The 21,114-nt window shown below is 62.2% G+C and carries 17 protein-coding genes and 1 riboswitch; of the genes, 15 read left to right on the top strand and 2 right to left on the bottom strand.

All coding sequences use genetic code 11. The annotated features are described in order from the left end of the window. The first annotated feature begins 134 nt into the window (after nucleotides 1–134). From G7047_RS18775 to G7047_RS18725, 11 genes are all read left to right on the top strand, one after another. Nucleotides 135–1,439, top strand: a complete 1,305-nt coding sequence (locus tag G7047_RS18775) for an MFS transporter (RefSeq protein ID WP_240939177.1) — start codon at nucleotides 135–137, stop codon at nucleotides 1,437–1,439. A gap of 114 nt (nucleotides 1,440–1,553) precedes the next feature. Then, entirely contained in the window at nucleotides 1,554–1,655 is a 102-nt protein-coding gene (kdpF, locus tag G7047_RS18770) for a K(+)-transporting ATPase subunit F (RefSeq protein ID WP_166308767.1), read from the top strand. 113 nt (nucleotides 1,656–1,768) lie between these two features. Continuing rightward, nucleotides 1,769–3,475, top strand: coding sequence for a potassium-transporting ATPase subunit KdpA (gene kdpA / locus G7047_RS18765; protein WP_166308765.1), 1,707 nt, complete (start codon nucleotides 1,769–1,771; stop codon nucleotides 3,473–3,475). An 82-nt stretch (nucleotides 3,476–3,557) separates the two neighbouring features. Further along, nucleotides 3,558–4,241: a K(+)-transporting ATPase subunit C gene (gene kdpC / locus G7047_RS18760; protein ID WP_166308762.1), complete on the top strand. Its 684-nt coding sequence runs from the start codon at nucleotides 3,558–3,560 to the stop codon at nucleotides 4,239–4,241. A gap of 5 nt (nucleotides 4,242–4,246) precedes the next feature. After that, nucleotides 4,247–6,328, top strand: coding sequence for a potassium-transporting ATPase subunit KdpB (gene kdpB / locus G7047_RS18755; RefSeq protein WP_166308759.1), 2,082 nt, complete (start codon nucleotides 4,247–4,249; stop codon nucleotides 6,326–6,328). A gap of 27 nt (nucleotides 6,329–6,355) precedes the next feature. Continuing rightward, on the top strand, nucleotides 6,356–9,100 hold the full coding sequence (locus G7047_RS18750) for a sensor histidine kinase KdpD (RefSeq protein WP_166308756.1): 2,745 nt from the start codon (nucleotides 6,356–6,358) through the stop codon (nucleotides 9,098–9,100). A gap of 49 nt (nucleotides 9,101–9,149) precedes the next feature. Then, the gene (gene kdpE / locus G7047_RS18745; RefSeq protein ID WP_166308753.1) at nucleotides 9,150–9,863 is read left to right on the top strand and encodes a two-component system response regulator KdpE; all 714 of its coding nucleotides are present in this window, start codon (nucleotides 9,150–9,152) and stop codon (nucleotides 9,861–9,863) included. A 26-nt stretch (nucleotides 9,864–9,889) separates the two neighbouring features. Continuing rightward, a riboswitch (S-adenosyl-L-homocysteine riboswitch) is annotated at nucleotides 9,890–9,963 on the top strand. Nucleotides 9,964–10,044: 81 nt separating this feature from the next. Beyond that, nucleotides 10,045–11,463 carry an adenosylhomocysteinase gene (ahcY, locus tag G7047_RS18740; RefSeq protein WP_166308750.1) on the top strand — a complete coding sequence of 473 codons (1,419 nt, stop codon included), beginning with the start codon at nucleotides 10,045–10,047 and terminating at the stop codon, nucleotides 11,461–11,463. A gap of 78 nt (nucleotides 11,464–11,541) precedes the next feature. Beyond that, complete coding sequence (locus G7047_RS18735; protein WP_166308747.1) at nucleotides 11,542–12,540, top strand: TlyA family RNA methyltransferase; 999 nt, start codon at nucleotides 11,542–11,544, stop codon at nucleotides 12,538–12,540. Next, nucleotides 12,537–13,385, top strand: coding sequence for a methylenetetrahydrofolate reductase [NAD(P)H] (gene metF, locus G7047_RS18730; protein ID WP_166308744.1), 849 nt, complete (start codon nucleotides 12,537–12,539; stop codon nucleotides 13,383–13,385). The genes G7047_RS18735 and metF overlap by 4 nt, the downstream gene beginning before the upstream one ends. A 443-nt stretch (nucleotides 13,386–13,828) precedes the next feature. Then, complete coding sequence (locus G7047_RS18725; RefSeq protein WP_166308741.1) at nucleotides 13,829–14,812, top strand: septal ring lytic transglycosylase RlpA family protein; 984 nt, start codon at nucleotides 13,829–13,831, stop codon at nucleotides 14,810–14,812. A gap of 22 nt (nucleotides 14,813–14,834) precedes the next feature. Here G7047_RS18725 and G7047_RS18720 read toward each other — a convergent pair whose 3' ends face one another. Then, nucleotides 14,835–15,719, bottom strand: a complete 885-nt coding sequence (locus tag G7047_RS18720) for a 23S rRNA (adenine(2030)-N(6))-methyltransferase RlmJ (RefSeq protein ID WP_166308738.1) — start codon at nucleotides 15,717–15,719, stop codon at nucleotides 14,835–14,837. Nucleotides 15,720–15,974: 255 nt separating this feature from the next. Here G7047_RS18720 and G7047_RS18715 point away from each other — a divergent pair, with 255 nt between their 5' ends. The 4 genes from G7047_RS18715 (at nucleotide 15,975) to erpA (ending at nucleotide 19,887) form a co-directional block, all read left to right on the top strand. After that, nucleotides 15,975–18,044 carry a serine/threonine-protein kinase gene (locus G7047_RS18715; protein WP_166308735.1) on the top strand — a complete coding sequence of 690 codons (2,070 nt, stop codon included), beginning with the start codon at nucleotides 15,975–15,977 and terminating at the stop codon, nucleotides 18,042–18,044. A 234-nt stretch (nucleotides 18,045–18,278) separates the two neighbouring features. Then, the gene (rplM, locus tag G7047_RS18710; RefSeq protein ID WP_166308732.1) at nucleotides 18,279–18,710 is read left to right on the top strand and encodes a 50S ribosomal protein L13; all 432 of its coding nucleotides are present in this window, start codon (nucleotides 18,279–18,281) and stop codon (nucleotides 18,708–18,710) included. A gap of 10 nt (nucleotides 18,711–18,720) precedes the next feature. Further along, nucleotides 18,721–19,113 carry a 30S ribosomal protein S9 gene (gene rpsI / locus G7047_RS18705; RefSeq protein WP_166308729.1) on the top strand — a complete coding sequence of 131 codons (393 nt, stop codon included), beginning with the start codon at nucleotides 18,721–18,723 and terminating at the stop codon, nucleotides 19,111–19,113. 405 nt (nucleotides 19,114–19,518) lie between these two features. Beyond that, nucleotides 19,519–19,887, top strand: coding sequence for an iron-sulfur cluster insertion protein ErpA (gene erpA, locus G7047_RS18700; RefSeq protein ID WP_166308726.1), 369 nt, complete (start codon nucleotides 19,519–19,521; stop codon nucleotides 19,885–19,887). Between the two features lie 76 nt (nucleotides 19,888–19,963). Here erpA and G7047_RS18695 read toward each other — a convergent pair whose 3' ends face one another. Further along, nucleotides 19,964–21,097, bottom strand: coding sequence for an anhydro-N-acetylmuramic acid kinase (locus G7047_RS18695; RefSeq protein ID WP_166308723.1), 1,134 nt, complete (start codon nucleotides 21,095–21,097; stop codon nucleotides 19,964–19,966). Between the last annotated feature and the right edge of the window lie 17 nt (nucleotides 21,098–21,114).

The raw sequence follows: 21,114 nt of genomic DNA, 5'->3' as shown, positions 1-21,114 counted from the left end.
TGTGTGAGTGGTGTGGATGCCATCGGTCGGTCGAAGGGGCCGGGGCGCCTTTTGTGGGCTGATGCCCCAGTCTCCAGCGCATCCGTCTTGGGCGCACAATTTGGTTTGATTCTGCCATTTCTTCTCACTTTCCAATGACCCGCACCGAGGCCGATGACACGCATTCCATGCCAGCGCAGTCCCAACCCGCATCACGCACCGATGTCCATGATGTTCCTGTCGTCACAGGGATTCAACGCGGCTCCCCCGAATATCGCCGCGTCAGCCTCGCTTTGTTTCTCGTCGGCTTTGCTACCTTCTCTCTGCTGTATTGTGTGCAGCCGCTGCTGCCTGAGTTCGCGTCCACTTATGGTGTCAGCCCGGCGCAGAGTGCGCTGGCGCTGTCGTTGACCACGGCGAGCCTGGCCATCTCCATCGTTGTGGCGGGGGCCTTGTCCGAGGGGCTGGGGCGGCGTCGGCTGATCTTTGTGTCGCTGGCGCTTGCGGCGCTGTGCAATCTGGCGGCTTCGTTTTTGTCGCAGTGGCATGCGTTGCTCGCGGCGCGGTTGCTTGAAGGGATTCTGCTTGGCGGGGTGCCTGCGGTGGTGATGGCCTATCTGTTTGAAGAGATCGACCCCAAGGGGCTGGGATTTTCGATGGGGCTGTATGTGGGCGGCACGGCGTTTGGCGGAATGGTGGGGCGGATAGGGACCAGCGTGCTGACGGAGTATTTCGGCTGGCGGTATGCGCTTGCTGCGTTGTCGGTGCTGGATCTGCTGCTCGCGTTCGGTTTCATCTGGCTGCTGCCGCCGTCGCGCAACTTCGTGCGCAAGTCCGGGTTGGGCGCGGCTTATCACCTCAAGGCATGGTCGCAGCATCTGCGGCACGACGGGCTCCTGTCGCTGTTCATCATCTCGTTCGGGCTGATGGGGGTGTTCGTCAGCATCTACAACTATGCGAGCTTTCTGCTGAGCGGCGCGCCGTATCGGCTCAGTCAGGTGCAGATCAGCTATTTCTTCTACGCCTACCTTTTCGGCATGTTCGCTTCGCCGCTGGCTGGGGCGTTTGCGGATCGCATGGGGCGCGGCAAGGTGCTGATCGTCGGTGCGGCGGTCATGACGGCGGGTGTGGTCAGCACGATGATCGGGAACCGGTTCACGAGTCTGACGTTGATCGTGCTTGGCATCGTGCTGATCACCGGCGGGTTCTTCATCGCGCATTCGACCGCGAGCAGTTGGGTGGGGCGCATGGCGGTGCAGAACAAGGGGCATGCTTCGTCGCTCTATCTCTGGAGCTATTACATGGGGTCAAGCATTCTTGGGGCCGGCGCAGGCTGGTTTCTTAACCACATGGGCTGGAATGGTGTGGGGCTAATGGCGCTTGCCGTGCTGGCCGTCGTGTTCTGGTTCGCTTGGCGTGTACAGCGACTGGCCGCAAAGCCCGTACCCACGCCATCTTGATGCCGTCTTGATACGGGCCGCGTCATTCTCAACCGGCTCTTGACGCGATCATTTCTACAGTTCCTCCATCGTAATCCGCCGCCCTCATTCCGACGGGCGCCACGGGAGGAAATCATGTTGTGGACTCTGAGCTGGATCGACTGGATCGCCATTGCGGCGGCAGTCGGTCTTTTTGCCTATCTTGGCTATGCGCTGGTGCGCCCGGAAAAATTCTGAGGAGCCGCGTCATGCTGGATGTCGTTTATGTCGTCGTGACCGTGGCCTGCTTCGGCGGGATGCTCGGTTTGATCGCCGCCCTCGTGCGTCTTTGATTTCAAGGAGAAGCACTCATGTGGATGGTATGGCTTGAATATGTGTTGGTGCTGCTCATTGTGGGCGGGCTGACCGTGGTGATGGGCAAATGGCTTGCCCATTGTTTTACCGGTGAATCGCACTGGTTCATCGAGCGCTGGAGTTACCGCGCCATCGGCGTGAATCCCGACGAGCGCATGGACTGGAAGTGCTACGGCGTGGCGCTGGTGGTCTCCAATGCGTTCATGATGTTGCTGGGCTACCTGCTGCTGCGTCTGCAGGTGAGCCTGCCTTTGGGTGATCTTGGCAACGCGGCGCAGACGCCCGATCTGGCGTTCAACACCGCGGCTTCCTTCATTACCAACACCAACTGGCAGTCGTATGCGGGCGAAGCCAGTCTCTCCAACGCGACACAGATGGTGGTGATCACCTTTCTGATGTTTGCGGGCGCGACCACCGGCGTGGCTGTGGGCGCGGGCTTCGTGCGCGGATTGGCCCGCACCAACGCCAAGGACGTGGGCAACTATTGGGTCGACTACATGCGCGTGCTGTGGCGCGTGATGCTGCCGCTGTGCTTTGTGATCGCGCTGTTCTATGTGTGGCAGGGCATGCCGCAGACGCTGACCTCGCAGGTCGGGGCAACGACGCTGGAAGGCACTGCACAGAACATCCTGATGGGCCCGATTGCGAGCCTTGAAAGCATCAAGCACATCGGCACCAACGGCGGCGGATTCTTTGGCATGAATGCGGCGCATCCGTTCGAGAATCCAACCCCGCTCACCAACATCGTGCACATCTTCTCGATGCTGCTGATTCCTGCTGCGCTGACCTATGCGTTCGGGTCAATGTTGCTGCGTCGCCGTCAAGGCTGGGTGCTGTTCGGTGCCTGTATGGTGATGTTCATCGGCTTTCTGGCGCTGACCTTCCACGCCGAACAAAGCGGCAGTGATCTGCTGGCACGCGCCGGTGCGGATCAGTCGGTCACGGCCACGCAGCCGGGCGGCAACATGGAGGGCAAGGAGCTGCGCTTCGGTATCGCCGACACTGCGCTGTTCGTGACCACGACGACCGCCGCGACCACCGGTTCGGTGAATGCGATGCACAGCTCACTTACGCCGCTGGGCAGCATCACGCCGTTTGCGCTGATGATGCTGAACTGCGTGTTCGGTGGCGATGGAGTGGGCATCATCAACCTCATCCAATACGCGATCCTGACCGTGTTCGTCGCGGGCATGATGATCGGGCGCACGCCGGAATTTCTCGGCAAGAAGATCGAGGCGCGCGAGATCAAGTTGGTGATGCTGGCGGTGCTGGCGCATCCCGCCTGCGTGCTGGGCTTCACCGCGCTGGCGGCCGTCTGGCCCGATGCGGGCGCGAGCCTGGCGAACCACGGGCCGCACGGCTTCTCCGAGATTCTTTATGCCTACACCTCGGCCACGGCCAACAACGGTTCCGCGTTTGCGGGCCTGAACGCCAACACGCCGTTCTTCAACACGACGATTGGTCTGGCCATGTTGTTCGGCCGTTTTCTCACCATGCTGCCGATGCTGGCCATGGCCGGAAGCCTTGCCGCCAAGACCACGGTGCCTCCTGGCCCCGGTACCTTCCCGACGGCGACGCCGCTGTTCATGGGCCTGCTGGTGTTCGTGATTCTAGTAGTGGGTGGTTTGACGTTCCTGCCGTCGCTGGCCCTGGGTCCGGTGGTGGAGCACCTGCAGGTGCTGGCAGGCAAGCTGTATTCGTGAAGCTAACGATTCACAAACAGCAGGAATTTCAAAGCCAAGGATTGTTGAGCGGAGCGGCTACGGCCCTCCGCAGGAGAGTGTCATGAACACGATGGTTCAAACGAAAATTGTCCCGAGTATTGCCGCAAACGAGCAGGCGGGCTGGGGCCAGACCATGGGGCAATGCGCCCGCGCGGCGGTAGCGTTGTGCCTGGTCACCGGGCTGGCTTATCCGCTCGGGACCACGGTGGTGGCGAAATTTGTGTTTCCACATCAGGCGCAGGGCAGCCTGATAACGAAGAACGGCCAGGTGATCGGTTCATCGCTGATCGGCCAGAACTTCACTGGTGCGGGTTACTTCCAAGGCCGCCCGAGTGTGACGACTGCGCCGGATCCAAAAGACCCGGCTGCAAGCATCGCCGTGCCCTACAACGCCGCATTGGCCGCCGCGAGCAATCAGGGCGTGACCAGCCAGACGCTGAATACGGCCGTGGCCGAGCGCGTACAGGCTTATCGCACGCTCAATGGTCTGGGCGCGCAGGACCGGGTGCCGGTCGACGCCGTCACCGCATCTGCATCTGGCTTGGATCCGCACATCTCGGTCGCGAATGCGCGGCTGCAGACCGAGCGCGTCGCCAAGGCGCGTGGTTTGACGGAAGCGCAGGTCTCCGGATTGGTGGACCGCCACATCACGCCGCGTGATCTGTGGCTGCTGGGCGAGCCACGCGTGAACGTGCTTGAACTCAACCTCGCGCTCGATGGCAGTGACAACAAGAAGAAGGAATGAGCATCATGTCGAGAAAATCTACGTTGCCGCTGTTCGAAGCGGGTCTGGCACGCGATGCACTGTGGGAGTCGGTGTGCAAACTCACGCCGCGTGCGCAATGGCGCAATCCGGTCATGTTTGTCGTCTATTTGGGCGCGATTCTGACCACGCTGCTTTGGATTCAGGCGCTGCGCGGGCAGGGCGAGGCACCCGCAGGCTTCATTCTGCTGATCTCGCTGTGGCTGTGGTTCACCGTGCTGTTCGCCAACTTTGCCGAGGCGCTGGCCGAGGGCCGCAGCCGTGCACAGGCCGCAAGCCTGCGCGGCATGAAGAAAAACACGGTTGCCAAGCTGCTGACCAAGCCGCAGTTCGGCGCGCAGTGGACGCCCGTGCCCGCCAACGAGCTGCGCTCCGGCGCGGTGATTCTGATCGAGGCGGGTGATACGGTGGCGCTTGACGGCACGGTGCTCCAGGGCGTCGCGTCGGTTGATGAAAGCGCGATCACCGGCGAATCCGCACCGGTGATTCGCGAGGCCGGTGGTGACTTCTCGTCGGTGACCGGCGGCACGCGGGTTCTGTCGGATTGGCTGGTGGTGCAGATCACGGTGAACCCAGGCGAATCGTTTCTGGATCGCATGATCTCGATGGTCGAATCGGCCAAGCGCCAGAAGACGCCCAACGAGCTCGCGCTGTCGATTCTGCTGGTTGGCCTGACGCTGGTGTTCATGATGGTGATCGTCACGCTGAACCCGTTCTCTGCATTTGCAGTGGCGCAGAGCGGCTCTGGATCCGTTGTGGGGCTGACGGTGCTGATCGCACTGCTCGTGTGCCTGATTCCGACGACCATCGGCGGCCTGCTCTCGGCCATCGGCGTCGCCGGCATGAGCCGCATGATGCAGGCGAATGTGATCGCCACATCGGGCCGCGCCGTGGAGGCTGCGGGCGACGTGGATGTGCTGCTGCTCGACAAGACCGGCACCATCACGCTCGGCAATCGCCAGGCGAGCGAGTTTCTGCCCGCGCCCGGCATCTCGCCGGCGCAACTGGCCGATGCCGCGCAGATGGCGTCGCTGGCCGACGAAACGCCGGAAGGCCGCAGCGTGGTGGTGTTGGCCAAGGAAAAGCATGGCTTGCGCGAACGTGAGTTGAGTTCCTTGAATGCGACCTTTGTGCCCTTCACTGCGCAGACGCGCATGAGCGGTGTGGACATGCGCGACGGCACCGGCCCGCGTGCGCTGCGCAAGGGTGCGGCCGATGCGGTGCGCAAGCATGTCGAGGCGCTCGGCGGCCAGTTCCCGGCCGGTGTGCAGAAGATCGTCGATGAGGTCTCGCGCCGTGGCAGCACGCCGTTGGTGGTGGCCGACAACGCACGCGTGCTTGGCGTGATCGAGCTGAAGGACATCGTCAAGCACGGCATCCGCGAGCGCTTTGCCGAGCTGCGCCGCATGGGCATCAAAACGGTGATGATCACCGGCGACAACCCGCTCACCGCCGCCGCGATTGCGGCCGAGGCGGGCGTGGACGATTACCTCGCCGAGGCGCGTCCTGAGGACAAACTGCAACTCATCCGCACCCAGCAGGCCGCAGGCCGACTGGTGGCGATGACGGGCGACGGCACCAACGACGCACCCGCGCTGGCGCAGGCCGATGTGGCCGTTGCGATGAACAGTGGCACGCAGGCGGCCAAGGAGGCGGGCAACATGGTCGATCTGGACAGCAATCCGACCAAGCTCATCGAGGTGGTGGAGACCGGCAAGCAGATGCTGATGACGCGCGGCGCGCTCACCACGTTCAGCGTGGCGAACGATGTGGCCAAGTATTTCGCGATCATTCCGGCCGCGTTCGTGAGCACTTATCCGCAGCTTGCATCGCTCAACGTGATGGGCCTGCACAGTCCGGAATCGGCGATTTTGAGCGCGGTGGTTTTCAACGCGCTGATCATCATTGCGCTGATTCCGCTGGCCCTGCGCGGTGTGCCTTACCGCGCCGTGGGAGCCGCCGCGCTGCTGCGCCGCAACCTGCTGATTTACGGTGTGGGTGGATTGATCGTGCCGTTTGTGGGCATCAAGCTGATTGATATGTTTGTCGCCGCCATCGGTCTGGTTTGATCCGGTCGGTGCTACGCTTCTCAGGATATGCCCAACCCATCCAGCGCTCATCATGATCCCGACGATTCGCGTCCCGACCCCGATGCGCTGGTAGCGCGACTGCAGCAGGAGCAGGCGAGCGCGCATCGCGGCAAGCTGCGGATCTACTTTGGATCGAACGCAGGCGTGGGCAAGACCTACGCCATGCTCTCGGCCGCGCAGCGCGAGAAGCAGGCGGGGCGCTCGGTGCTCGTGGGGCTGGTGGAAACGCATGGCCGCTCGGAAACCGCTCAGCAGCTGCACAACCTGGAGCAGCTGCCGCTGGCCGATGTTCAGTATCAGGGTAAGCAGCTCAAGGAGTTCGACATCGATGCGGCGCTGGCGTGGCACCCCGAGGTGCTGCTGCTTGACGAACTTGCGCATAGCAATGCGCCGGGTTCGCGCCATCCCAAGCGCTGGATGGATGTGGACGAGCTGCTCGATGCGGGCATCGACGTGTGGACCACGCTCAATGTCCAGCATCTGGAGAGCCTGAACGATGTGGTGAGCGGCATTGTCGGCATCAAGGTGCGGGAGACCGTGCCCGATCAGATTTTTGATGATGCCGATGAAGTGGTGATGGTGGACATCTCGCCCGACGAGCTGCTTCGGCGGCTCAAGGAGGGCAAGGTCTACCAGCTCGAGCAGGCCGAGCGCGCATCACAGCATTTTTTCCGGCGCGGCAACCTGCTCGCATTGCGCGAGCTGGCGCTGCGCCGCACGGCCGATCGCGTGGATGACGACATGCGTGATTACCGGCGCGAGCGTTCCATCGGCAATGTCTGGCCCACGCGAGAGCGGCTCCTGGTGGGAGTGGGCGGACGTGCCGGGGACGACGCGCTGGTGCGGCAGGTAGCGAGGTTGGCGCGGCGGCTCGAAGCAGACTGGGTGGTTGTTTACGTAGACGCGCCGCAGCGCCAACACCGCCCGCGAAGCGCACAGGCCGCCGTGCTCAAGACGCTGGCGCTGGCTGCCAGATTGGGTGCCGAGACGGCTACCATTCCCGGTGCCGATGTAGCCGAGGCGCTGGTGAATTTTGCGCGCGAGCGCAACGCCAGCCATCTGGTGCTGGCGCAGGTGCCGCTCGCCGCGTGGTCGCCCGTGCGCTGGTTTGCGCGCAGCATGCCGGACCGCATCGCGCGGCTTGACTCAGGGCTCGATGTGCTGGTGCTTTCCACGCGGGTTCAGGCCGAGCCATTGGTGACTGCGGCCGCGACTGCGACCGCGCCCGGCACGCGCCGCACGCCAGTGCGCTGGACCGGATACATGGGGGCCACCGCTGCCTGTTTTGCGGGCACGTTGGTGGCCGAGTTGCTGTTGCAGATTTTCGATCCCGCGAATGTGGTGATGTTGTTCCTGCTCATCGTCGTGCTGTCGGCGCTGCGCTGGGGGCGTGGGCCGGGGGCATGGGCGGCGCTGTTGGCGGTGCTTTGTTTTGATTTCTTCTTTGTGCAGCCGCGCGGCTCGTTCAACATCGCGGACACGCAGTACCTGTTCACCTTCGCGCTGATGCTGGGCGTGGCCCTGGTGTGTGGGCAGCTTATGGCGCGGCTGCGGCACGAGGCGCAGGTGGCGGCTGAGCGCGAACGCCGCGCCGGTGCGCTGGCGCGTCTGGCGCGTGATCTGTCCGGGGCGCTCACGCAGGATCAGATCTCGGAGATTGCGCTCAGAACCGTGTCGGGCGTGTTCGACGCCAAGGCCGGATTGCTGCTCCCCGATCTTGATGAAAAGCTCAACGCCGTGCCCGGCAGCGCGAGCAGCATGGACGCAAGCCTTGCGCGCTGGGCGATGGAGCATGGGCAGATGGCCGGGCGCGGCACGGACACGCTCGCGGCGGCTAACGCGCTCTATGTGCCGTTGCTTGCGCCGGTGCGCGGGCGCGGCGTGCTGGTGCTTGAGCTGCGTTCACCCGAGCGGCTCGAGGTGCCCGAAGAGCAGCGCCTGTTGCAGGCCTGCGCGAGCCAGATCGCGCTGGCGCTGGAGCGGGTGCATTTCGTCGAGATCGCGCAACAGACGCAGATTGCGATGGAGGGCGAGCGCATGCGCAATACGCTGCTGTCCGCCGTGTCGCACGATCTGCGCACGCCGCTCACCTCAATCCTTGGCGCGGCGGAGGTGGCGCAGCGCCATGCGAGTTCCGGCGTCACGTTCGACATGGTGCGGCAGATCCAGCGGCAGGCGGTGTCGATGCAGCAGCTCGTTGACAACCTGCTCGCAATGGCGCGGCTGCAGCAGGGCGGCGTGCATCTCAGGCGCGAATGGTGGCCGGTGGAGGATGTGATTGGCAGCGCGCTGCACCAGTTGCGTGATCGTCTGGTGGAGCATCCGGTCAAGACAGAGCTCGAGCCCGGCATGCCGATGGTGCGGCTTGATGCGGTGCTGATGGAGCGCGTGCTGGTAAATCTGGTCGATAACGCGATCAAGTACACACCTGCCGGAACACCGATCCGCGTGTGGGCACGTACCGGTGCGTCGCAACTGCTGCTCAGCGTTGAGGACGGCGGGCCGGGGCTGCCTGCGCACATGAATCCGCAGGAGGTGTTCGAGCCGTTCACGCGCGGCGCGGCGGAGTCGACGGTCTCGGGCATCGGCCTTGGACTCACGCTCGCGCAGCGCATCGTACAGGCGCATGGCGGCGACATCGATGTGGAGCCCGCTGTGCCCGGGCCGGGAACGGTGTTCACCATCCGCATTCCGCTGGAGGTGCCGCCCGCGATGGACGATGTGCCGCTCGCACCTTCGCTGGCACCATAATTCTGTCAACGCCTTTCCGTTTTCATTTTTCAGTTCCGCATTGCCCGCCATGAACCAAGCCACGCCCCGCATCCTGCTCGTCGAAGACGACTCGGGCATTCGCCGCTTTGTGCGGCTGGCGCTCGAAGACGAGGGCTGGCAGGTGTTCGAGGCCGATACCGCCAAGCGCGGACTGATCGAGGCGGCCAGTCGCCAGCCCGATGCGGTGGTGCTCGATCTGGGTTTGCCCGATGCCGATGGCAAGAGCGTGATCACCGAGCTGCGCTCATGGTCTGCCGTGCCGGTGCTGGTGCTGTCGGCACGCGAGCGCGAAGAGGACAAGGTGGCCGCGCTCGACGCGGGCGCGGACGACTACCTGACCAAGCCCTTCGGCGTGCCCGAGCTGATGGCACGGCTGCGTGTGCTGCTGCGCCGTGCGCAACAGGTGGCGGCGGGCAAGGGCGGCGCGCCCACGAGCCGCGTGCAGTTCGGCGATGTGCAGGTCGATCTCGCGACGCATGAGGTGATGAGCGGGGGCGAGGAGGTGCATCTCACGCCCATCGAGTTCCGCCTGCTCACTGCGTTGATCGGCGGGCAGGGCAAGGTGCTCACGCACCGCCAGTTGCTGCTGCAGGTCTGGGGACCGGAGTACCTCGACCGCGCGCATTACCTGCGCGTGCACATGGCCAATCTGCGCCAGAAGATCGAGCACGATCCGGCCCAGCCCCGGCATCTGATCACCGAGCTTCAGGTGGGTTACCGGCTCGTGGGGTTGAGCCACTGATGCACTGCCTTCCCGTATAATTCGCGTTTTCCGAGGAGCGTTGCAGCGCCAGTCAGGCGTGAGGCTCGGATCAACACTTTGGCAACGACGCTCGCCCACGCTTTCTGTGCGGTGCGATGCAATCCCCCTTTTGCTCCCCCAGAACGTGGTTTTTGAAATTCTCGAGTGGAGAAAGCAAACCATGGACACCAAGACACAAGACCGCGCCATTGCGGACATTTCGCTGGCTGACTGGGGCCGCAAGGAAATTCGCATTGCCGAAACCGAAATGCCCGGCCTGATGGCCATTCGCGAAGAATTCGCGAAGGCGCAGCCCCTGAAGGGCGCACGCATCACCGGTTCGCTGCACATGACCATTCAAACGGCCGTGCTGATCGAAACCCTGAAGGCTCTGGGCGCTGATGTGCGCTGGGCTTCGTGCAACATCTTCTCCACACAGGACCATGCCGCTGCCGCCATCGCTGCCACCGGCACGCCTGTGTACGCCATCAAGGGCGAGTCGCTGGAAGACTACTGGGATTACACCCACAGCATCTTCGAATTCGGCGCCAAGGGCACTGAAGGCGAAGGCCCGAACATGATTCTGGACGACGGCGGCGATGCCACCATGCTGATGCATCTGGGCAAGAAGGCCGAGAAGGACCTGTCCGTTCTGGCCAACCCAACGAGCGAAGAAGAGCGCATCGTGTTCGCTGCCATCAAGGCCAAGCTGGCCATTGACGGCACCTGGTACAGCCGCAAGGGCGCTCAGATCATGGGCGTGACCGAAGAAACCACGACCGGCGTGCACCGTCTGAACGAAATGTCCGCCAAGGGCACGCTGCTGTTCCGCGCGATCAACGTGAACGACTCGGTGACCAAGTCCAAGTTCGACAACCTCTACGGCTGCCGCGAATCGCTGGTGGACGGCATCAAGCGCGCTACCGACGTGATGATCGCTGGCAAGGTCGCTTGCGTGGCTGGCTACGGCGACGTGGGCAAGGGTTCGGCGCAGGCTCTGCGCGCTCTGTCTGCACAAGTCTGGGTCACTGAAATCGATCCGATCAACGCCCTGCAAGCCGCCATGGAAGGCTACAAGGTTGTGACTATGGAGTACGCAGCCGACAAGGCCGACATCTTCGTGACCACCACCGGCAACAAGGACATCATCCGCCACGAACACATGGCTGCGATGAAGGATCAGGCCATCGTCTGCAACATCGGTCACTTCGACAACGAAATCGATGTGGCTTCGATCGAGAAGTACGAATGGGAAGAGGTGAAGCCGCAAGTCGACCAGATCACTTTCCCTGACGGCAAGAAGATCACCCTGTTGGCCAAGGGCCGTCTGGTGAACCTGGGTTGCGCCACGGGTCACCCCAGCTTCGTGATGTCGTCGTCGTTCGCGAACCAGACCATCGCCCAGATCGAGCTGTTCACCAAGCCTGACGCGTATGAAGTCGGCAAGGTATACGTGCTGCCGAAGATTCTGGACGAAAAGGTGGCGCGTCTGCACCTGAAGAAGGTGGGCGCAATGCTGACCGAACTGACGGACGACCAAGCCGCTTACATCGGCGTGGCGAAGACTGGCCCCTACAAGCCAGACACATACCGCTATTAATCGACGGCGGTTTTTCTCCCTCCCCCCAAGGGGGGCGAGGGAGCTAGACACAGTGATAGTTTTCAGTTCGGAGGCGCCATGCGCGCAGATGTTTACCTCGTAGAAAAAGCCCATGCCACCACGCGTTCGCAGGCTCAGCGGTTGATCGCTGCAGGTGTTGAATGGCGCCTCGCCCCGGGCCTGCCTTGGAACAAGGTGGCCAAGAATGGTGACGATATTCCCGAGATGGCCGAGGTGCAGCTGCTGGACGCGGCGGAGGCAAAGTACATCTCGCGCGGCGGCCTCAAGCTGGAAGGCGCACTGACTGCCACGGGCCTGAAGGTGGCGGGGCTGCGCTGTCTCGATGTGGGGCAGAGCACGGGCGGCTTCACCGACTGCTTGCTGCAGCAGAACGCTGCGCAGGTGATCGGCATCGATGTGGGCCATGCGCAATTGCATGAGCGCCTGCGCAATGATCCGCGCGTCGTGTGCGTCGAAGGCCTGAACGCCCGTTCCGTGACGCCTGAATCGCTGCGGGATGCCTGCGATGAGGCACTCAGTGAGGTGGTCGAGGAGGTGGAAGACAACGACACCCAGCCCACCGCGCCCTATGCCTGGATGCGCAACGGCGGCATGGTCGACGACGAATACGACGACAGCGACGATGCCAAGGAGCAGGACATCGAGGAATTCAAGTCCGAGCGCGCTGCCAAAGCCAAGGCGAAGGTCGATGGTTCGATGCCCGTCGAACGCAAGCGTCGCAAGGGTACTGAGAAGGTCGATATCACGCCGGTGTTTGACATCATCACCGGCGACGTGTCATTCATCTCGCTCACGCTGATTCTTCCCGCGCTGGTGTCGTTGATGACGGCAGATGCAAGGCTGCTCATGCTGGTCAAGCCGCAGTTCGAACTGCAGCCGGGCCAGGTCGGAAAGGGCGGCATCGTGCGCGATCCGGCGCTGTATGTGGAGGTCGAGAAGCGCATTCGAGAATGTTGCGCCTCGATCGGGCTGACGATCGATCAGTGGCTGGACAGCACCATCGAAGGTGGCGACGGCAACCGTGAGTTTTTTGTTTTTGCGAGGAGAGGGAAGTGACCAAGAGCCAGAATCAGAACAAGCTGCCGGTCAGTTTTGAATTTTTCCCGCCCAAGACGCCCGAGGGCGCGCAGAAGCTGCGCACCGTGCGCGCGCAGCTATACGAGCGCAAGCCCGAGTTCTGCTCGGTGACCTACGGTGCGGGCGGTTCCACGCAGGAAGGCACCTTCAATGCAGTCAAGGAAATTCTGGCCGAAGGTGTGGATGCAGCGTCGCATTTTTCGTGCATCGGTGCCACGCGTGACAGCGTGCGCGAGCAACTCGCCCTTTTGAAGGTGATGGGCGTGCGTCGCCTCGTCGCGTTGCGCGGTGATCTGCCCAGCGGCTATGGCATGGGTGGCGAGTTCCACTACGCGAGCGATCTGGTGTCCTTCATCCGTGAGGAGACAGGTGACTACTTCCACATCGAAGTAGCGGCCTATCCGGAAGTGCATCCGCAGGCACGTTCTGCCGATGCCGATCTGCAGGCCTATGTCACCAAGGTGAAGGCGGGTGCGAACTCGGCGATCACGCAGTATTTCTTCAACGCCGATGCGTATTTCCGCTTCGTCGACGACACGCGCAAGCTCGGCGTTGATGTGCCCGTCGTGCCGGGCATCATGCCAATTCTGGGGGCTTCGCAGCTCATGCGCTTCTCGGATGCCTGCGGCGCCGAGATTCCGCGCTGGATTCGCTTGCGCCTGCAGGGCTACGGTGATGACATCGACAGCATCCGCGCGTTTGGTCTCGATGTGATCGCGAATCTGTGCGAGCAATTGATTCAGGGTGGTGCGCCCAGCATTCACTTCTACACGATGAACCAGAGCGCCGCGACGCTGGAACTCTGCAAGCGCATCGGCGTTTGAGGTGTGCCGCACCTCGCGTGCACATCACTTTGCACAATGCCGCGCGATGGGAGGGTAGGTCTCGTGATTCATCGCGGGCGTGTGCATCGGTACGCGTTTTGCGTCTCCAATTTCTCCATCTGATGCTTTGACGCAAATTCCACGCCGAGGGCCCTGGCGTGGATGTTGGTTCGAGTGACAATCACTTTCTTTTTTCACTCTTTGCAATGTCTGCAAACGAGTGGCAAGAGCCGCCTCCAGTCGTAACCGAATCATCCAAATCATCGGTACAGATCGCCTGCTTTTCAGAGGGGAAAAGCAGGCGTGGGGAACTTCGGGTGCCTCAGAGAGCTCGATTCTGGGATGTATGTAAAGTTAGACCAAGCGCAAAGACTAATCGTATGCTTGCGGGTAATGACGCCCGCCAATCTCATCCAAATCCAATCAATTTCCGGGCGATGTGAATGATCAGCGCCGACCGGAAGAAAATCCCACCACCCATCGCGATCAGCGCGCCCACGTCAACCCACCGTCTCGTCAAGGCGTGCGGCAGCTTGTTGCTGGGTGTATTGCTTGCGGGCTGCGCGGCGCAATCCACAGTTGATGATGGCAAGGACACAGCGGCTCACGCCAAAGCCGATGCCAGTGCGCATTCGTCATCGGCGCCAGCAGTGGCACAAGACACTGCACCACCGGTGTCACTGCGACGCAATCGGTTGGAGCGCAGTTGGAGCGGTCCACCTGCGGCAGTCGAAGTCAACAGGGGCAGTGTGACGCCGTATCCAGGTGAGCCAGAAAGCGGCGAAGGCGTCACTGCTTATGGGGCAGGTTTGCGTCCCCCTGCGGATCGTCTGGCGACCAAGCCGCGTGAAGATGATGAAGATGACGGCGATGATGGGGACTCGTCCATATCCGGCGTGCTCATCGACAGGGGCTTGGCCTCTTGGTACGGCGGGCAGTTCCATGGGAGGCTCACGGCCAACGGCGAGCGCTTTGATCGCGATGAGATGACGGCTGCGCATCGCACGCTGCCGTTTGGCTCCAGGCTGTGCGTTCGCAACCTTTCCACGGGAAAGACCGTGAAAGTTCGCATCAATGATCGCGGACCGTTTGCGCCGGGGCGTGTGATCGACCTGAGTCAAGCTGCCGCGCAGGAGCTGGGCATTCAGGGCCTGGGCCTCAAGCAGGTGGAGTTATGGAAGCTGCACAAGGGCAGTGATGCGTGTCCGGATGAGTTGCAGACGGCCGATTCACAGGGTGCACGTAGCGGCAAGCGGGTTGTTTCCCGCATGCCTGTTGCCGAAGTCAGCGCATCGGCAACCGGCGCGGCCCGCAAGGCATCGGAACGTTCCACGCGCAAAGCTAAAAATCAAGCTCCGGGCAAGGCCGTGTCTAACGCGGCGGTCAACAAGGCCAAAGCGTCGACGAAATCGACACGCAAACGCTGATGCCGCTTGCGGCGCTGCCTGATCAGCCGCCTGATTCAAGCGAGTGTGTTGCGTTGCGGTCCTGGGCGAGCAACTCGACCATCTGCGGCAGTGCCTTCTGCATCTCGGCGTTGAGGGTGAATGGCGGGTTGATCACGAACATGCCGCTCGCGGGCAGGCCGGGGCGCTTCTCGCCCAGGGCGACGCCGCTCAACTTGCTGGACTTGACGGTCAGCGTGGCATGCAGCCAGGACTTGCCAGCCTTGACCGCCATGGTCTTCAAGCGGCGCGGCAGATCATGCGCCTCGGGTCGCGGGATGATCGGATACCAGACGGCGTAGACGCCCGTCGGGAAGCGCTTGAGCGAATCATCCACCATGTCGAGCACGCGGCCGTAGTCAGTCTTGAGCTCGTAGCTGGGATCACACAGCACCAGCGCGCGCTTGGCCGGTGGTGGCAGGAATTTCTTGATGCCTTCGAAACCGTCTTCCTGCAGCACGGCGATCAGGCGGCCCGCTTCGAGCTGGGCCACGTTGGCCTTGAGCGTGCGGGTGTCGGTGGGGTGCAGTTCGAACAGCTTGAGGCGGTCGCGATCGCGTTCGCTCATCAGGTTCTGTGCGATGAAAGGCGATCCGGGGTAGATCTTGTGCGAGTTGCCGGAGTTGAACGACTGGATCACGTCCACATAGGCCTGCAGGGCGGGCGTGAGGTCCTTGGCGTCGAACAGGCGCTGCACGCCGCCGACGGCCTCGCCACTGGTCTCGGAGAATTCGCTGTCCAGTCGATACAGCCCGGCTCCGGCGTGCGTGTCGAGCACGGTCAGCGCGGTCTCTTTTTGCGTGAGATATTGCAGGATGCTGATCAGCACCGTGTGCTTGAGCACATCGGCGTGATTTCCTGCGTGAAAGGCGTGTCGATAACTGAACATCGCTGGAGTTTACGTCCCGGCGTACCAATGCAAGTTTTATGTCATGAAAAACCGTTGAAATAGGCAGGCAGGCCGGTTCGTTGCAAAATGTGTGGCTTCCAGCACGAAAGCATGGTTTTCACTTGGGTATGGATTTTGCAGACTCAGATGAGAATTCGCCGTTTGTGTCGGCGTGAACGCCCTCTGTCTGGCAAACATGCTCTAACCTCTGAAACTCGAATATTCTTGACAATGCGTCACACCTCCTGATCGTCCATGTCTGAAATTCCCGGCTCCCGTCCTCCAAGCACAGTTGACCATGTCGACGCACTGCCCGTGGGTGCGCGCCTCGGGGAATTCGAGATCGTGGGCCTGCTTGGCGTGGGTGGGTTCGGGATGGTGTATCAGGCGTTCGACCATTCGCTGCTGCGTTTCGTCGCCATCAAGGAATACATGCCGACGACGCTGGCGGCACGCGCCAACGGGCGCACGCTGTGGGTCCGTTCCTCGTCGGACGAACCATCGTTTCAGGCGGGCCTGGCCTCTTTTGTCGACGAGGCGCGGCTGCTCGCGCAGTTCGATCATCCCTCGCTCGTGAAGGTGTTCCGCTTCTGGGAGGCGAACCAGACCGCCTACATGGTGATGCCGCTGTATGCCGGCATGACGCTCAAGCAGGCGCGCATCCACATGCGCACGCCGCCCTCGGAGGAATGGCTGCGCAAGGTGATCTGGTCGGTCTGCAACGCGCTGCGCGTGCTGCACAACGGCAAGACGCTGCATCGGGATATCTCGCCGGACAACATTTTTTTGCAGGACAAAGGTCCACCAGTGCTGCTCGATCTGGGCGCAGCGCGCTTTGCCATCGAGGACCGCGACCGCAAGCACACGGCCGTGCTCAAGGTGAACTATGCGCCGATCGAGCAATACGCTGATTCGGACGGTGAGTTCAAGCCCGGTCCGTGGAGTGACATCTACTCGCTGGCCGCCGTGATCTACGGCGTGATTTGCAACGACGTGCCGCTGCCGTCCACGCTGCGCTCCATTCGCGACCGCATGGTGCCATTTGCCCGTGTGGCGCGCACGGTGCGCAAGCAGTTTGGCATCGAGTATTCGACCCCTTTTGTGGACGCGATCACCAAAGCGCTCTCGCTGCAGCCACGCGATCGCCACTGGACGGTGGACGCTTTTCTGGAGCAAATGGGGCTGACCACAGCCCCGGCCAATCTGGACAAATTCGACTTTCGCGCCGATCTGGGCGAGAACTGGATCGACCCGAAGGCGCAAAACCGCAACGATGCGTCGATCCTGTTGGGGCTGTCTGACGCCGCCGAGTCTGGCGTCTCGGAGCCCACCGACGTCGCTCGTGCGCCTTCCAAAGATCCGGAGCCGAGTCGCCGCAATACCGATCATCTGGTCACCATGCTGCATGTGCCAGGCTCTGACAAGCCTGAGTCGCCTGCAAAGGCTCGCTCCGAGCGCCGCAGCGCGCCACGGGAGGCGCCCGAGACGGAGTTTCAGGACACGGTGGTTCGTGCCATGGATGATTTTCAGGATTCGGTGGTCGAGCCGTTCGAGCCGTTTCAGCCCACGAAAATCGTCGATCCGAATGACAAGTCGCAGGATGTGCCAGCGGTCGGAGCTTCAGGCGCTACCGCAATTGGCGCGCCTGGCAAGAGCCGTTCTGGCTCATCCGTCAAGAACGCTTCGGTTTCCTCTCTGGGCAAGAGCAAGTCCCCATCCAGCAGGCGAGCGGCCACTGCAGGCCGCTCGGGCGGGGCGCGCCGCACGCTGATGCTGTCTGCCGCACTCATGGTGCTGGTGGGCGGTGTGGCGGCATGGTATCTGATGACCCAGTCCGCACCGGCGCAACCGCAGGTGGCGCAGCAGCCCGTCGTGGTGCCGACGCCGGACGAGGAAATCATCACCGAGCTGGCAGAGCCGCCTGTATTGGCGTCATCGGCGGCTAGCGAGGCGGCTCGTCTGGCTTTCGTGGCAGCGAGCGAAAGCACGGCAGCGGCATCAGCCGCCCCCGTGGTCGTGGCCGCCAAGGAGCAGAAGCCCAAGATCGCACCTGTGAAAAAGCCGGTGGAGACGGTGGCGCACGAACCTGTGCAGGCCACACCTGCCCCGGCTCCTGCACCCGCTCCGGCAGCGCCGGCCTCTCACGCAGCCCCTGTCAAACGCGTGAATCCGGATGATGCCTGTGCGAATGCCGGATTTCTTGCCAAGCCAATGTGCGTTCACAATCAATGCCAGCAGGCGGGCATGGAGAGTCACCCGGTCTGCGTGGAGAGCAAGCGCAAGCGCGACGACGAGCGCCGCCAGCGCCAGATGTACAGCCAATAGCCTTCGAGGCGGGCGTTGTTTTACCGCGTCGATGCACGCGGCTTGCGCACCATGGCGCAGAATTTGTATAATGCTTGGCTTTGCAGCGATTCATAGGTCCCGCGGCAAAGGGTTCTGGAGCATGCGCCGAAAGGTCAAACTTCAGGGCTATACCACCTAAGAGGCTTCCATCAGAGTTGCACCGACCGTGGAAAAGGACCACCCAAACCACTTCTCACTTGAAAAGAGAAACTCATGACTACTACTTTCAGCGCAAAGCCCGCTGAGGTTGTGCACGAGTGGTTTGTGATTGACGCCACCGATAAGGTGCTCGGACGGGTAGCCAGCGAAGTTGCCCTCCGTCTGCGCGGCAAGCACAAAGCCATTTACACACCTCACGTTGATACCGGCGATTTCATCGTCATCATCAACGCTTCCAAGCTCAAAGTGACCGGCACCAAGTCCCTGGACAAGGTGTACTACCGTCACAGCGGCTACCCAGGTGGCATCACTGCTACCAACTTCCGTGACCTGCAAGCCAAGCATCCTGGCCGCGCACTCGAGAAGGCTGTCAAGGGCATGTTGCCCAAGGGCCCACTCGGCTACGCCATGATCAAGAAGCTCAAGGTGTATGGTGGTGGCGAACATCCGCACACCGCGCAGCAGCCTAAAGCGCTGGAAATCTAAGGAGCCGTGAATGATTGGTGAATGGAACAATGGCACAGGCCGTCGCAAGTCCAGCGTCGCCCGCGTGTTTCTGAAGAAGGGTTCCGGCAAGATCACTGTGAATGGCAAAGACATTCAGCAGTTCTTCGGCCGTCAAACCTCCATCATGATCGCTAAGCAGCCTCTGGTGCTCACCGACAATGTCGAAGCTTTCGACATTCAAGTGAACGTGCACGGTGGTGGCGAATCCGGCCAAGCCGGCGCTACACGTCACGGCATCACCCGCGCGCTGATCGACTATGACGCGTCGCTGAAGCCTGTGCTGAGCCAAGCTGGCTTTGTCACACGTGATGCACGTGAAGTCGAGCGTAAGAAGGTCGGTCTGCACTCCGCACGCCGCGCCAAGCAGTTCTCCAAGCGTTAATTTGCTTGTTGTTGTCGGACTTTGGTTCGGCAGCTGCTCACAAGAACCGCCTTCGGGCGGTTTTTGTATTTTTGGGTTTGTTTTGCGAAGCCTTTGGCTTCGATTGGCAGGTCGTTTTGAGGCGGTGATATAGCCCCTCATGCGCCGTTGCGAAGGCTTGCCGTACGAGAGTACTGATCTGCGCCTTCGACGCCTGGCCTGAGGGGCTATCTCCCCGTTGTGTCAGTGGGGTGGGCGCTCGCTGCGCTTCGTCGATCGTTGGCCTGCGGCGCTCTGAGGTTGCGTTGTGGCCGCTTTCATTTCAATGCCCACAACGAGCTTGGCGTCAAACCACATTTCCGATGCATTTACTCGCCCATTGCAGTAGCATCTCCCCTATATATCTCCATACGAGGGTCTCATTCCATGAGCGCAGTTGCAGAAAACATTACCACGACCGAAATGCCCGCACCGATCGTCTTCACCGACAGCGCCGCTGCCAAGGTGGCGGACCTTATCGCTGAGGAGGGCAATCCGGACCTGAAGCTTCGCGTGTTCGTGCAGGGCGGCGGTTGCTCGGGTTTCCAGTATGGTTTCACGTTTGACGAAATCACCAACGAAGACGACACCACCATGACCAAGAATGGCGTGTCGCTGTTGATCGATGCGATGAGCTACCAGTATCTGTTGGGCGCGGAAATCGATTACAAGGAAGATCTGCAAGGCGCGCAGTTCGTGATCAAGAATCCGAACGCTACGACGACCTGTGGTTGCGGATCTAGCTTCTCGGTGTAATTGCCGGGCAGGGTGCTGGTCCCCAAACTGAAAAGCCGCCTTTCAAGGCGGCTTTGTGTTTTCTGGGAGGCGCTTTTCAAGCAGGATAGATTGCGCCGAGCACGCGCGGGCCGCGTGCGCCGGTGACCGAGGCCAGATTGCCGGGTTGGCCCAGCAGGCATTGGCGTGCGAGCCACGCGAAGGCGGCGGCTTCGACCTGTTGTGGGTCAATGCCGTGGGCGGCAGAGGATTGCACCACCACGCCGGGCAGGTGTGCCTGCAGGCGCTGCATAAGGTGTTGGTTGAGTGCGCCGCCGCCGCAGACGATCAGCTCGCGGGCATCGGGCGCGAGGCGCTTGAGGTCGTCGGCACAGGAGATGGCAGTGAGCTCGGCGAGCGTGGCCTGCACGTCCTGCGCGTCGACGTCGGGGTGCTTGGCGAGGCCTTGCTTCAGCCAGTCGGGATTGAACAGATCGCGTCCCGTACTCTTGGGCGGATTCTGTGCGAAAAAGGGTTCCTGCAGCAGCGCGGCGAGCAGCGGGCCGACGACTTTGCCCTGTGCGGCCCAGGTGCCGTTGGCGTCGTACCACTTGCCGGTGTGCTGGTGACACCAGTAGTCCATGAGCGCGTTAGCAGGGCCGCAGTCAAAGCCGAGTACGCCGCCGTCCGCGCGCAGCACACTCAGATTGGCAATGCCGCCGAGGTTGAGCACAGCGACCGTTTTTCCCGTGCGGCCGAACACGCCCACATGAAAGGCGGGCACCAGCGGTGCACCCTGTCCACCCGCGGCGACATCGCGCGTGCGGAAATCCGCCACGACGGTGTTGCCGCTGAGCTCGGCCAGCAGGGCCGGGTTGTTGAGCTGCAGGGTGTAGCCGTTGTGATCGAATTCCTGCGGACGATGACGCACGGTCTGGCCGTGCGCGCCGATGGCGGTGATGTCGCCGGCCTTGAGGCCGCCTTGCTTGAGCAGATTGCGCACCACCTGCGCATAGACATGTACGAGACCGTTGGCAGCGAGAGCAGCCCGGTGCAGTTCGTTGGCACCACTCGTGTTGAGTGCCAGCAGTTCGGTGCGCAGAGCGTCGGGGAACGGGCTGGAGGCGTGATGCCAGAGCTGGGGCTTGCCGTCAGCTGAAAAGGCCACCAGCACACCATCCACGCCGTCCAGCGACGTGCCGGACATCAGGCCTATGAACAGGGCACGGCTATCGTCGCGGTCAGTCGTCATGGGCTTCCTTCCGCGTC

This window comes from Diaphorobacter sp. HDW4A, assembly GCF_011305995.1.
Taxonomy (GTDB): Bacteria; Pseudomonadota; Gammaproteobacteria; order Burkholderiales; family Burkholderiaceae_C; genus Diaphorobacter_A.
The sequence above is the reverse complement of the archived record's forward strand: the minus strand, read 5'-3'. Positions and strand labels throughout refer to the sequence as shown.

Excerpts from the sequence above, each read along its gene's own strand:
- kdpF (WP_166308767.1), top strand. The coding sequence starts at position 1,554 with ATGTTGTGGACTCTGAGCTGGATCGACTGGATCGCCATTGCGGCGGCA.
- rpsI (WP_166308729.1), top strand. The coding sequence starts at position 18,721 with ATGATTGGTGAATGGAACAATGGCACAGGCCGTCGCAAGTCCAGCGTC.
- kdpC (WP_166308762.1), top strand. The coding sequence starts at position 3,558 with ATGAACACGATGGTTCAAACGAAAATTGTCCCGAGTATTGCCGCAAAC.
- ahcY (WP_166308750.1), top strand. The coding sequence starts at position 10,045 with ATGGACACCAAGACACAAGACCGCGCCATTGCGGACATTTCGCTGGCT.
- G7047_RS18735 (WP_166308747.1), top strand. The coding sequence starts at position 11,542 with ATGCGCGCAGATGTTTACCTCGTAGAAAAAGCCCATGCCACCACGCGT.
- kdpB (WP_166308759.1), top strand. The coding sequence starts at position 4,247 with ATGTCGAGAAAATCTACGTTGCCGCTGTTCGAAGCGGGTCTGGCACGC.
- kdpE (WP_166308753.1), top strand. The coding sequence starts at position 9,150 with ATGAACCAAGCCACGCCCCGCATCCTGCTCGTCGAAGACGACTCGGGC.
- G7047_RS18725 (WP_166308741.1), top strand. The coding sequence starts at position 13,829 with ATGATCAGCGCCGACCGGAAGAAAATCCCACCACCCATCGCGATCAGC.
- kdpA (WP_166308765.1), top strand. The coding sequence starts at position 1,769 with ATGTGGATGGTATGGCTTGAATATGTGTTGGTGCTGCTCATTGTGGGC.
- G7047_RS18715 (WP_166308735.1), top strand. The coding sequence starts at position 15,975 with ATGTCTGAAATTCCCGGCTCCCGTCCTCCAAGCACAGTTGACCATGTC.
- G7047_RS18750 (WP_166308756.1), top strand. The coding sequence starts at position 6,356 with ATGCCCAACCCATCCAGCGCTCATCATGATCCCGACGATTCGCGTCCC.
- G7047_RS18775 (WP_240939177.1), top strand. The coding sequence starts at position 135 with ATGACCCGCACCGAGGCCGATGACACGCATTCCATGCCAGCGCAGTCC.
- G7047_RS18720 (WP_166308738.1), bottom strand. The coding sequence starts at position 15,719 with ATGTTCAGTTATCGACACGCCTTTCACGCAGGAAATCACGCCGATGTG.
- rplM (WP_166308732.1), top strand. The coding sequence starts at position 18,279 with ATGACTACTACTTTCAGCGCAAAGCCCGCTGAGGTTGTGCACGAGTGG.
- erpA (WP_166308726.1), top strand. The coding sequence starts at position 19,519 with ATGAGCGCAGTTGCAGAAAACATTACCACGACCGAAATGCCCGCACCG.
- G7047_RS18695 (WP_166308723.1), bottom strand. The coding sequence starts at position 21,097 with ATGACGACTGACCGCGACGATAGCCGTGCCCTGTTCATAGGCCTGATG.